The organism is Herbidospora sp. RD11066 (assembly GCF_054661255.1).
The window spans coordinates 30,901-42,732 of sequence record NZ_BAAGDO010000012.1 but is presented as its reverse complement, the minus strand read 5'-3'; the positions used below and the strand labels follow the sequence as shown (position 1 = coordinate 42,732).

Genomic DNA, 11,832 nt, shown 5'->3' with positions numbered 1-11,832 from the left:
CGGGAGGAAATGGAATGTCCTATATCGATCCGGAAGCGCTCGTCGCGAGTCTGCGGCGGTTGCAGAAGGCCGCTCCGGCGACCGGGATCGTGTACCACCTAGAGCGGATCGTGCAGGTCGTCGACCGGATCTTCGGATACTCCGGGGCCGGTCTCATGTTCGCCGACCCCGATCGCACTCTTCGATACCTGTTCGCCACCGACGAGGCGGGACGCAGCCTCGAACACGCCCAGGCGACCGTGATGGCGGGGCCATGTGTGGCCGCGTACACCACCGACAGCGCCGTGACCACCTACGACGTCCGCAAGGACGACCGCTGGCCCGACCTCGCCGCGCTGCTGCACCCCGACGTGCGGGCGGTCGCGGGGGTTCCGGTACGTCTCGGCGGAGAGCCCGTCGGCACGCTCAACGTCTACCAGGACACCACCCACGACTGGGAGGAGTCCGACACCGAGGCGCTGCACGCCTACGCGCACGTGATCGAGCAGGTGATCGCCGCCGCCGTGGAGGCGGAGGAGAAGTCACAGCTCGCCGACCAGCTTCAATACGCACTCGACTACCGCGTGGTCATCGAAAGGGCCATCGGCTACCTGATGGGCAAGCACGACCTGACCGCCAGCCAGGCCTTCACGGGCCTGCGCAAACAGGCCAGGGACAGCCGCCGCAGGGTCGCCGATCTGGCCGCCGAACTACTCGGAGAGCAGGGCCGTGGAGATCCGGACCACGCGATCTGACGGCCCTGTTGGGACACATGTGACGATCACACTGAAAGGTGATCTCGACGTCTTCGGCGCGGTGGAACTCCGCCGCGCCGTCTGGCGGGCCGGGCGGGCCGCGCATCTGCGGCTCGACCTGGCTCTGGTGACGTTCATCGACGTCGCGGGCGCCCGGACCCTGCTCTGGGCGCACCGCAGGGCTATCGGACGGGTGTCGATCGTGAACCCGTCCGGTGAGGTTCTGCGGCTGCTCCGGCTCCTGGAATTCGACCGGTACCTCGGAGTGGATACGCTGGCCGGTGATGTCGTACCGAATGCTCTTCACCTGGGTTCTGCGCCGCACCGACGCGGAGAAGATCCACCATTTGACGATCCGACTGCTGGCGACCCTGTCGGTCCTGCCGGTCGTGAAGCGGATCCTCCACGCCTGGCTGGCCCCGCGTGACGAATCGCTGCGGGTGCGGGCGTTCGGGGTCCACTTCCCCTCGCCGTTCGGGCTCGCGGCCGGGTTCGACAAGAACGCCGAGTGCGTGCCGGCCCTGGCCGCACTCGGCTTCGGCCACGTCGAGGTCGGCACGATCACCGCGCACGCCCAGCCCGGCAACGCCAGGCCGCGACTGTTCCGGCTGGTCGGCGACCACGCGATCATCAACCGCATGGGCTTCAACAACGAGGGCGCCAAGGCCGCGGCCCGCCGGTTGAAGCGGGTCCGCGGCGTGCCCGTGGTCGTCGGGGTGAACATCGGCAAGACCAAGGTCGTCCCCGAAGAAGAGGCGACCCGCGACTACGTCGCCAGCGCCAGGATCCTCTCGGGGCTGGCCGACTACCTGGTCGTCAACGTCTCCTCGCCCAACACCCCCGGCCTGCGCAACCTCCAGGCCGTCGACCTGCTGCGCCCGCTGCTCAGCGAGGTCAAGGCGGTCGCCGGGCGCACCCCGCTGCTGGTGAAGATCGCCCCCGACCTCGCCGACGAGGACATCGACGAGGTCGCCGAACTCGCCGCCGAGCTGGGCCTGGCCGGGATCATCGCGACCAACACCACGATCAGCAGGGCCGGCGTCGCCAGCACCGAGACGGGCGGCCTGTCCGGCCGCCCGCTGAAAGACCGTTCTCTGGACGTGTTGCGCCGACTCCACGCCAAGGTCGGCGACCGGTTGGTGATCGTGTCGGTGGGCGGCGTGGAAGACGTCGACGACGTCTGGGAGCGGCTGCTGGCCGGGGCGACGCTCGTCCAGGGCTACACCGGCCTGATCTACGGCGGCCCGCTGTGGGCCTCGTCGATCAACCGGCAGCTCGCCCGGCGGCTGAAGCGCCACGGCCTCTCGTCGGTGACCGACCTACATGCTCGGGCGGGTCGAGTCGGCTGACAGCGTCAGCTCGTCGAGGTGCCGCATGATCGCGGCCACGTCGGCGCGGCCCGGCCGGTGGGGCCGTGATCGCTGCCAGGGCCTCGGGCCGTCGAGCGGGCGGTAGTTGACCCCCACGGCGTCCAGACGGCTGAGATGGCGTTCCAGGCGCGCGGAGAAGTCCGCCCGCGCCGGGCGGCCGGTCCAGGCGATCTCGGCCAGGGCGCAGGCCCGCGGCCACGCCTTGTAGTCGAGGGTGCGGCCGTCGGGGATGTACTCCGACCAGAGCTGGAACTGGGCGCCCAGCACCCTCTCGGCCGAGACGTCGAAGGCGGCGACGTCGCCGACCGTGATCGTCTCGCCCAGGGCGGCCGGTTCGTCGGCCGAGGCGGCCTCGGCGTAGTCGAAGTAGAGCGGGAACACCGGGGTCAGCACCACGTCGTGGCCCGCCGAGATGGCGCGTTTGGCGACGTTCATGCCGCGCCACGGCATCACGATCGTGTCCTGGCGGAGCATGCCGCTCACGAACGCCTCGTCCCACACCACCGCGCGGCTGCCGCGCTCGGCCAGCAGGTCGGCGAGTCGGCGCAGGAACCAGGCGTGCAGGTCGCCGTTGGTCGCCAGCTTCTGGTCGTGGCGGAACGCGGTGATCTCGGGGGAGGCGGCCCAGGCGTCCAGGACGCACTCGTCGCCGCCGATGTGGAAGAACGGGGTCTCGCCGAGGGCGCCGATGATCTCGTCGAAGACGGTGGCCAGGAAGTCGATCGTCTTCGGCAGCGGGGCCAGGATCGCGGGCGAGATGCCCCAGCGCTCCAGCACCTGGTGGTGCTGCGCGGGGTCGGCGCCGAACTCGGGGTAGGCGGCCAGGATCGCCGAGGCGTGGCCCGGCACGTCGATCTCCGGGACCACCGTCACCGCCCGCTTGCGGGCGTAGGCGGCGATCTCGGTCAGGTCGTCGAGGGTGTAGAAGCCGCCGTGCGGGGTGTCGTCGAAGGTGTCGGGCTCGCCCTTGCGCGAGGTGATCGTGCGGGCCCGGTGTGACCCGATCTCGTGCAGGCGGGGGTAGGCCCGCGATTCGACCCGCCAGCCCTGGTCGTCGGCCAGGTGGAGGTGCAGCCGGTTGAGCTTGTGCATGGCCAGCAGGTCGATCATGCGCAGCACTTCGTGCTTGGGCAGGAAGTGGCGGGAGACGTCCAGATGCGCTCCGCGCCACGAGAGGGCGGGGGCGTCGGTGATCCGGACGCACGGCACCTCGTGGCGCTCGAACCCCGAGGCCGCCCGGAAGGCACTCGCGGGCAGCAGCTGCCGCAGGGTCTGCGTCGCGTAGAAGGCGCCGGAGGCGTCACCCGCGATGATCTCGACTCCGCCGCTCGTCACGGTCAGGGTGTAGGCCTCGGGGGCGACGTGGTGGCGTACCGAAACCGGTTCTTCCCCGAAACCGGGCGTCAGCGTGCGGACGCCCGGGAGAGGCTCGACGGACCGGGGGGCAGGCAGGAAGTCGTGCATGTCCCCGATCATGGATCACTTCAGGTAGGTCTGGAAGCTGCCCGCGAGCGCCTCGGCGAGGTCCTGCCGCCACGACGAGCTCTTCAGCTTGGCGGCGTCGCCGGCGTTGCGCATGTTCCCCGACTCGATGAAGATCTTCGGCACCGTCGACAGGTTCAGGCCGCCCAGGTCGCTGCGGTAGTCGAGGGCGTTCTTGCCGATGTAGTTGGCATAGGGCATGCCGGTCTGCTTCTTCACGGCGTTGCGCACGGTCAGTCCGAGCTTGGCCGACTTGGCGACCACCGGGTCGACCGGGCCGTTGATCTTCTTCGGCATGATGATGTGGAAGCCGTGGCTGGTCGAGGCGGCGCCGTCGGCGTGGATCGAGATCGCCAGGTCGGCCTTGGCCTTGTTGCCGATCGCGGCCCGCTCGGTGATGCACGGCCCGACGCTCGTGTTGTCCTTGCGCGTCATCTTGACCGTGGCGCCCTCGGCCCGCAGCAGCTTGGCCAGCCGCTGGGAGACGTCCCAGGTGAACGCGGCCTCGGAGTAGCCGTCGTTGGTGGCGGTGCCGGTGGTGTCGCAGGCCTTCTTCTGGGTCAGGACGTCGACCTGCTTGTTGATGATGTCGGGGCGCTTGTAGTTGCCCCCGTTGTGGCCCGGGTCGATCACGATGACCTTGCCCTGCAGGGGCTTCACCGGTGCCTGGGCCTCAGCGGGTGCGGCCACCGCCTCAGAAGAGGTGGTCTTCGCGGCGGCGGCCGGGGCAGACTCCGCACCCGCGGCCACGCCGCCACCGCACGCGGCGGTCCCGAGACCGACCACGGCCAGGGCGACGGCGAGCGCCGGACGCGTCTTCATCACGGTGGATCCTCTCGAAGGCGGGCACTACGACTACCCAACCTACGCGTTCCCCGGCCGTGACCTGGTCGTTATGTGAGTAAAGGATGCGATTCAGCCCAGACCCTGGACCTGGAGCAGGGCCGCCAGCTCGCGGGCCTCGTCGGCGTCGAGGCCGAGGACGACCCGGGGACGGCCCCAGGGATGGTCGATCGAATGGGCCACGTAGCTGGCCACGGACTCGTCGCCCGCCTCGCCGCGGCCACGGGAGTTGCGCCAGTCGCCCCAGGCCCGTTCGAGCTCGGCGGCCGCGCGCTGGGCGCAGGAGACCAACTCTGGATCACGCATTAATTCCCCCAGATCTTCACCGTCCGGCGTCGTGGCCCGAGTCAACACGGACCGTGACCCGACGCCGGACCGGTTGACCTAGCTTTGGGAATCTGTTGGCGCGGGGCCAGTGCTCCGGCGGGTGATGAGCTGCGGCGTGACCTGGCGCAGGCGCGAGACCTTGCCAGGCTCGGTGATCCGGTCGCTGAGCAGCGCGGCGGCCGAACGGCCCATCGCGCGGCGCGGCTGGTCGACCGAGGTGAGCGAGATGTGGTGGACGGCGGCCAGGTGGGTGTTGTCGTAGCCGACGACCGACAGGTCTTCGGGAACGCGCAGCCCGAGTTCGCTGGCGGCGGTCAGCACCCCGAGGGCGACGACGTCGTTGGCGGCGAAGATCGCGGTCGGCCGGGGGTCGCGCTCGAGCAGGGCCAGCGCCGCGCGGCGGCCGCCCTCCTCGGTGAAGTCGCCGTGCTCGACCATGATGTAGGGCGCCAGCGCGTGACGGCGCATGGCGACCAGGTAACCCTCGCAGCGGCAACGGGCCGCCGACGACGGAGTGCCTTCGATGTGGGCGATCCGGCGGTGTCCGAGCTCGACGAGATGGTCGACCGCCAGACGAGCGCCGAGCTGGTCGTCGTCGACGACGATGTCCACGCTCTCGAGGTCGACGTCGCGTTCTCCGACGACGACGGTGGGCGTGTAGGCGGCGGCCTCGGCCAGCGTGTCGCTGGACGGGGCGACCCCGAGGAGCACGAGCCCGTCGACGCGCAGTTCGAGGAAGGCCTCGACGGCCTCGTCTTCGAAGGCGGGGTCCCAGCGGCCGGAGCCGATGAGGAGCCGGAGGCCCTCACCGTGGAGGCTCTCCTGAAGACCGTCGAGGAACTCGGCGTAGAACGGGTTGTGCAGGTCGGCGACGAGGGCGCCGACGAGATGAGTGCGGCCTTCGACGAGGCTGCGGGCGACGGCGTTGGGCCGGTATCCCAGCTCCCTGGCCGCCTGCAGAACCGCCTCCCGGCGATGTTCGCTCACGTGCGGTGAGCCGCGAAGGACCAGCGAGACCAGGGACTTAGAGACGCCCGCGCGCTCGGCTACGTTGCGAATCGTCGGCCGTGGCCGTGGACTGAATCCGTCGAGTCCGGTAGGTCCGGGTACCGCGATGTCGCGCCGGGCAGTGGTCTGCATGGACGGTCCTGACATGGTTCTCCCCACGATGCGCGGATGTGCACCTGTCAAGAAGAACGATCGAGAGCCGAATAAGGTACGGCCGACTTGTCTCGATCCTTGAGAAAGCTGTCAGGAAGAAGCGGGCGGGGCCACGGAACCGGTTTGGGGTTGGCGCCGGGCGGGCGGCGCCTGATCCACACCCCTACTGCAGGTGTGCGGCTGTTGGACGCGCTCACTGACGCGAGCGCGCCGTCCCCCTCGTGGTTGCGACCCCCCGCTGCGTTACTCCGAACGCTGCTGCGGAATCCCCGCGAGCAGCGCCCTCACCTCGGTCTCCCGGTAACGCCGGTGCCCACCGAGCGTGCGGATGGACGTCAACTTGCCGGCCTTCGCCCACCGCGTGACGGTCTTGGGGTCGACCCGGAACATCGTTGCGACCTCCGCCGGGGTGAGCAGTGGCTCTGCCTCGGGTGTACGAGCTGACATTTGTGCGGCCTCTCCTCCGTGTGGACCGGCGACAGCGATCCTGCGACTTATGTTGGCGCTTGTCACGGATGTCCCTCAAAGATCCATAACGTGCGGTTTCATGGACCATTTGCGGCATCACCCGATGTGACCATACAGCCACGTAGCGCGATTGGCGAGCCCTCTGGGCACAACGTCTCGACCACGTGTTGATGTCACGCTCGGTGATTCTAGCGACACGTTTCGTGGTATCGCAGTGAAAACGGCAAACTACTCAGTTCGCAGTTGTGAGATCGTGCAACTCGTGACCCAACGTTGCAGGTCAGCGCACGGGCATTACGGTCAGTTGGCCGATTCGAGGCTCTGCACCGACCGCCAGCGGAGGATCACCCGCTGGTACATGGCGTAGGCAACTTCTTCCTGACCGTTGTCCAAACCCGTCAGAGCGGCGGCCAGCTCAGCCACCGACTGATCGGCCTGGAGGGTCTCGTCGTCCATGAGGTGGACGATGCCTCCGTAGTCGAGTTCCACCAGCGAGTGAGGGTGGAACTCCTCGAGCCAGCGGCCGACCTCTTCGACGTCGGTGAGGGTGTCGACGTCGCCCATGTGACGGCGGATGACCACCAGTGCGCGGGCCACCCGCTTCCTGGCCTGGGCCATCGAGGTGACGTAGAGCATGTTCCTGGCCGGGGCCATGGTGACGCCGGTCGTGGCCTCGGGCTGCTCCTCGCCACGCAGGACGAGCCAGCGCTCGGCGGAGTCGAAGGGCACGAACCACGGGGTCGGGACGTGCCAGGTGCTGGTCATGATGTGGGTGCGCAGCGAGGGCTCGCCCCGCTTGAAGGCGTCGAACTCGTCGGCCGTGTGTTCGGCGACCGGTGTGGGGACGAAGCGGTTGGCCAGCTTGCTCGGCAGGCTGCCCCGCCAGGAGGAGAACGCCAGCCACGACCGCAGCCGGGTCTGCCACGGGCACACGTAGAGCACGCCGTCGACCCGCCGCAGATACGCGTTGTGACTCTCCGCGGCCGGCGCCGGCGCCGGTGGCACCCGCAGCAGACGGCGGACCGACTCCTCATGCTCCACCGAGAGGGCGCCCGCACGCCGGGGCCTCCGCGGATTCTGGGCATAGGCGTTCCACCGAAGGCGTTCCTGGTCGGAGAAGGCGCTCAGCGGCTCATAGACGCGGAGATACGCGGCGTAGGGCAGCACAACCGCATCGTGCCATGCCACGGGGAGTCATGCATTGGGCGGCGTTCCGTAATCCATGATCGTCGCTACGCTGGAACGTGGTATCGCCGCAATGGGGCGGCGGTCAGAGACGATCAGGAGTCACCAAAGTGACCGACGTCTTCGGGCTCTCCCACAAGGATCAGGCCCGTCACGAACAGGTCGTGTTCTGCTCCGACGACAAATCGGGCCTGTACGCGATCATCGCCATCCACAACACCGCCCTCGGCCCCGGCCTGGGTGGAACACGTTTCTATCCCTACCCGGACGAATCGGCCGCACTGGCCGATGTGCTGAACCTGTCGCGCGCCATGGCGTACAAGAACGCGCTGGCCGGCCTCGACCACGGCGGCGGGAAGGCCGTGATCATCGGCGACCCGGCGACGGACAAGTCGGAGGCGCTGCTGCGGGCCTACGGCAAGTTCGTCCAGTCGCTCGGCGGGCGCTACTACACCGCCTGTGACGTGGGCACCTACAGCGAGGACATGGACATCATCGCCCGCGAGAGCTCCTTCGTCACCGGCCGCACGGTGGCCAACGGAGGCGCCGGCGACAGCTCGATCCTCACGGCTTACGGCGTCTACCAGGGCATGCGGGCCGCCGCCCGCCACGCCTTCGGCCAGACCACTCTGCGTGGCCGCCGGGTCGGCATCGAGGGGGTCGGCAAGGTCGGCCACCGTCTGGTGGAACACATTCTCGCGGAGGGCGGCGAGGTCGTCGTCTGCGACGTCGACGAACGCGCGGTCGACCGGGTGAGGCGGCTCCACCCGGAGGTCGAGACGGTCGCCGACGCGGCGGCCCTGAAGCGTTCCGACCTCGACGTGTACGCCCCCTGCGCCCTCGGCGGCGCCCTCGACGACGCGACCGTGGCCGATCTCCGCGCCAAGGTCGTCTGCGGCGGGGCCAACAACCAGCTCGCCCACCCCGGCGTCGAGAAGCAACTCGCCGATCGCGGCATCCTGTACGCCCCCGACTACCTGGTGAATTCGGGTGGAGTCATCCAGGTCGCCGATGAGATCGCCGGATTCGACATGGACAGGGCGAGGGCAAGGGCGGCTCAGATCTTCGACACCACCTTGAAAATCTTCGCCATCGCCGACGACGAAGGCGTTCCGCCGGCTGTCGCAGCAGATAGGCTGGCGGAGCGCAGAATGTCGGAAGTCGGTCGGCTTAGGGCTATTTGGCTGGGCCGGTGACCTCCGCCGCGCATACGGCGTACCGAGCGGGGCGCAAAACAGGTACGGTTGTAGGCGAACGAATGGCTGACGTCCAAAGTCAGGTGACGTCAGTGCGTGGTGCGTTAGCGACGAGGGGTCGGGCACGACCCCGCATGAGGGGGTCGAGCCAATGGGGCGCGGCCGAGCCAAGGCCAAGCAGGTCAAGGTTGCCCGCCAGCTGAAGTACAACAGCGGCGGCACCGATCTTGAGCGCCTGCGCGCGGAGCTCGGAGTCGAGGAGCCTGTCGATTCCGGCCGCAGTGACGAACCCGACCCTTATGACGAGTTGGCCGAGCGGTACGCCGACTACGCCAATGTCGATGACGAGGACGATGAGGACGACTCCTCATCTGGGGGCCGTCGTTGAGCGGCACCTAATCCAGCGTTGACAACGCCCGGCGCGGTTCGCCACGCCGGGTGTTTTCGGCGCGGCCTCGTGAGGGTCAGGCGCTCCGGGTGACCGGAGCGCATACAGTCATTTCCATACGAGACCGAGAGCGCCGCCGGGGGTGACCCAGGCGGCCTTTCGGATGTACGCGCGGAGCCCGGCGGCCATCAGGCCACCGGGCTTCTCGCTGTTCAGCGGTAACGCGCCTGACCCGAACCGGGGACGACCTCACCCAGCACCCACGACGGCACGCCGCGGGATTCGAGGAGCTCCAGGGCCCGGTCGGCGTCGTCGGCCGGGACGATCGCGGCCATGCCGACACCCAGGTTGAAGGTCTTGTCGAGCTCGGACAGCGGGACCTTCCCGGCCTCGCCGAGGACCGAGAAGACGGCCGGGACCGTCCAGGACCCCCGGTCGAGGACGGCGTCGACACTCCCGGGAAGCGAGCGGGCCAGATTGGCCGTCAGGCCGCCGCCCGTGATGTGGGCGAAGGCCCGCACCGGGACGTGGCGCATCAGGGCCAGGCAGTCGAGCGAGTAGATCCGGGTGGGTTCGAGAAGTTCCTCACCCAGGGTCCGGCCGAATTCCGGGATCTGTGACTCCAGGCCGAGGCCTGCCGTCTTGATGATGTGGCGGACCAGGGAGTAGCCGTTGGAGTGGACCCCGGACGACGCCATCGCCAGGACCACGTCACCCGCGCGGACCCGGTCGGGCCCGAGCAGTTCGTCGGCCTCCACGACGCCGGTGCCGGCGCCCGCGAGGTCGTAATCGCCCGGGCCCATCGCGCCCGGGTGTTCGGCGGTCTCGCCGCCGACCAGGGCGCAGCCCGCCTGGCGGCAGCCTTCGGCGACGCCTCCGACGATCTCGGCGATGCGCTCGGGCACCACCTTGCCGCAGGCGATGTAGTCGGTCATGAACAGCGGCTCGGCGCCGCAGACGACCAGGTCGTCGACGACCATGCCGACCAGGTCGATGCCGATCGTGTCGTGCTTGCCCAGCAGGGAGGCCAGCATGACCTTGGTGCCGACGCCGTCGGTGGAGGTCGCCAGCAGCGGCCGGCGGAACTTCAGCAGCGCCGACACGTCGAACAGGCCCGCGAAGCCGCTGGCGTCGTCGACGACCTCGGGGCGGCGTGACCTGGCCACCTTCGACTTCATCAGCTCGACGGCGCGGTCACCGGCCTCGATGTCGACACCGGCTGCGGCGTACGAGGTCATGCGCGGGCCTCCAGGACGTATTTGCCGACCTGGTCTTGGTCGATCGGGATCGGGTAGGAGCCGTCGAAGCAGGCTCGGCAGAGCTTGTTCTCGGGGATCGTGGTGGCCTCGGTCAGGCCCTCCATCGAGATGTAGCCGAGAGAGTCTGCGCCCAGGTGCTCGCGGATCTCCTCGACGTCCATCGACCCGGCGAGAAGTTCGGCGCGGGTGGCGAAGTCGATGCCGTAGAAGCACGGCCAGGCCACCGGCGGGGCGGAGATGCGCACGTGGACCTCGGTCGCCCCGGCCTCGCGCAGCATCTTCACGATCGCCCGCTGGGTGTTGCCGCGCACGATCGTGTCGTCGACCACGATCAGCCGCTTGCCCTGGACGATCTCCTTCAGCGGGTTCAGCTTCAGCCGGATGCCGAGCTGGCGGATCGTCTGCGACGGCTGGATGAAGGTGCGGCCGACGTAGGAGTTCTTCACCAGCCCCTGGCCGTAGGGGATGCCGCTCTGCTCGGCGTAGCCGATCGCGGCGGGGGTGCCCGACTCGGGGGTCGGGATCACCAGGTCGGCGTCGACCGGGTGTTCGCGGGCCAGCCGTCGGCCGACCTCGACCCGGGTCGCCTGGACGCCACGCCCGGCGATCGTGGTGTCGGGGCGGGCCAGGTAGACGTATTCGAACAGGCAGCCCTTGGGGTCGGCCGGCGCGAACCGGCGCGACTGGACCCCGCGCTCGTCGATGGTGAGCAGCTCGCCCGGCTCGACCTCGCGCACGAACGTCGCGCCGACGATGTCGAGGGCGGCCGTCTCCGAGGCCACCACCCAGCCGCGCTCCATCCGGCCCAGGACGAGCGGACGGATGCCCTGGGGGTCTCTGGCCGCGTAGAGCGTCTTCTCGTCCATGAAGACGAGTGAGTAGGCGCCACGGACGGCCGGCAGCAGCCGGGCGGCCGCGTCGTCGATCGGCTCGTCGCGGTCTTTGGCCAGGATCGCGGTGAGGATCTCGCTGTCGGTGGTGGCCCTGGTGGTGCCGGGTGCCACCCGGAGAGCGAGCTCGCCGGTGTTGATCAGGTTGCCGTTGTGGGCCAGCGCCAGGCCGCCCACATCGGTGGAGCTCAGCGTGGGCTGCGCGTTCTCCCACACACTCGAACCCGTGGTGGAGTAGCGGCAGTGGCCGATGGCCAGGTGACCCTTGAGGGTGCCGAGAATCGACTCGTCGAAAACCTGGGCCACCAGGCCCATGTCCTTGTAGACGAGGATCCGGCTGCCCTCGCTGACCGCGATGCCCGCGGACTCCTGGCCGCGATGCTGCAACGCATAGAGGCCGTAGTAGGTGAGTTTCGAGACGTCTTCCCCTGGAGCCCAGACGCCGAAGACGCCGCAAGCGTCTTTCGGGCCTTGGTCGAGGGGGTCAAGGTCATGGCTCAGATGGCCGTCGCCCTTCAGCACATGCTTG

13 protein-coding genes are annotated in these 11,832 nt (G+C 69.0%); 5 read left to right on the top strand and 8 right to left on the bottom strand.

The genetic code is table 11. The features are described 5' to 3' along the window. Positions 1-14 precede the first annotated feature (14 nt). The 3 genes from ACYQ78_RS34270 to ACYQ78_RS34260 are packed head-to-tail and all read left to right on the top strand — an operon-like array spanning position 15 to position 2,083. Positions 15-734 carry an ANTAR domain-containing protein gene (locus ACYQ78_RS34270; RefSeq protein WP_459805119.1) on the top strand — a complete coding sequence of 240 codons (720 nt, stop codon included), beginning with the start codon at positions 15-17 and terminating at the stop codon, positions 732-734. A gap of 19 nt (positions 735-753) precedes the next feature. Beyond that, positions 754-1,161, top strand: coding sequence for an STAS domain-containing protein (locus ACYQ78_RS34265; protein WP_459805118.1), 408 nt, complete (start codon positions 754-756; stop codon positions 1,159-1,161). Beyond that, positions 1,082-2,083, top strand: coding sequence for a quinone-dependent dihydroorotate dehydrogenase (locus ACYQ78_RS34260; protein WP_459805117.1), 1,002 nt, complete (start codon positions 1,082-1,084; stop codon positions 2,081-2,083). Before ACYQ78_RS34265 ends, ACYQ78_RS34260 begins: the two co-directional genes overlap by 80 nt. On the opposite strand, the gene ACYQ78_RS34255 is transcribed toward ACYQ78_RS34260, so the two are convergent. The 6 genes from ACYQ78_RS34255 to ACYQ78_RS34230 all read right to left on the bottom strand — a co-directional run bounded on the left by ACYQ78_RS34255 (position 2,054) and on the right by ACYQ78_RS34230 (position 7,573). Next, positions 2,054-3,568 (bottom strand): beta-N-acetylhexosaminidase, encoded by a 1,515-nt coding sequence (locus ACYQ78_RS34255; protein ID WP_459805116.1) that lies wholly within the window; start codon positions 3,566-3,568, stop codon positions 2,054-2,056. The two genes, ACYQ78_RS34260 and ACYQ78_RS34255, sit on opposite strands and share 30 nt — an antisense overlap. Positions 3,569-3,583: 15 nt before the next feature. Next, positions 3,584-4,408 (bottom strand): N-acetylmuramoyl-L-alanine amidase, encoded by an 825-nt coding sequence (locus ACYQ78_RS34250; RefSeq protein WP_459805115.1) that lies wholly within the window; start codon positions 4,406-4,408, stop codon positions 3,584-3,586. A gap of 93 nt (positions 4,409-4,501) precedes the next feature. After that, positions 4,502-4,735: a hypothetical protein gene (locus tag ACYQ78_RS34245; protein WP_459805114.1), complete on the bottom strand. Its 234-nt coding sequence runs from the start codon at positions 4,733-4,735 to the stop codon at positions 4,502-4,504. Between the two features lie 78 nt (positions 4,736-4,813). After that, a complete protein-coding gene (locus ACYQ78_RS34240; RefSeq protein ID WP_459805113.1) occupies positions 4,814-5,911 on the bottom strand; it encodes a LacI family DNA-binding transcriptional regulator in 1,098 nt (365 codons plus the stop codon). Between the two features lie 249 nt (positions 5,912-6,160). Continuing rightward, positions 6,161-6,364: a developmental transcriptional regulator BldC gene (bldC, locus tag ACYQ78_RS34235; protein WP_013133571.1), complete on the bottom strand. Its 204-nt coding sequence runs from the start codon at positions 6,362-6,364 to the stop codon at positions 6,161-6,163. Positions 6,365-6,685: 321 nt separating this feature from the next. Next, positions 6,686-7,573 (bottom strand): hypothetical protein, encoded by an 888-nt coding sequence (locus tag ACYQ78_RS34230; protein WP_459805112.1) that lies wholly within the window; start codon positions 7,571-7,573, stop codon positions 6,686-6,688. Positions 7,574-7,680: 107 nt separating this feature from the next. On the opposite strand from ACYQ78_RS34230, the gene ACYQ78_RS34225 reads away from it, so the two are divergent. Then, entirely contained in the window at positions 7,681-8,766 is a 1,086-nt protein-coding gene (locus tag ACYQ78_RS34225; protein WP_459805111.1) for a Leu/Phe/Val dehydrogenase, read from the top strand. 151 nt (positions 8,767-8,917) lie between these two features. Next, complete coding sequence (locus ACYQ78_RS34220; protein ID WP_459805110.1) at positions 8,918-9,154, top strand: DUF3073 domain-containing protein; 237 nt, start codon at positions 8,918-8,920, stop codon at positions 9,152-9,154. Between the two features lie 212 nt (positions 9,155-9,366). Here the strand turns inward: ACYQ78_RS34220 and purM are convergent, their stop codons facing one another. Then, positions 9,367-10,392 carry a phosphoribosylformylglycinamidine cyclo-ligase gene (gene purM / locus ACYQ78_RS34215; RefSeq protein WP_459805109.1) on the bottom strand — a complete coding sequence of 342 codons (1,026 nt, stop codon included), beginning with the start codon at positions 10,390-10,392 and terminating at the stop codon, positions 9,367-9,369. Continuing rightward, the gene (gene purF, locus ACYQ78_RS34210) at positions 10,389-11,825 is read right to left on the bottom strand and encodes an amidophosphoribosyltransferase (protein WP_459805108.1); all 1,437 of its coding nucleotides are present in this window, start codon (positions 11,823-11,825) and stop codon (positions 10,389-10,391) included. Before purF ends, purM begins: the two co-directional genes overlap by 4 nt. Between the last annotated feature and the right edge of the window lie 7 nt (positions 11,826-11,832).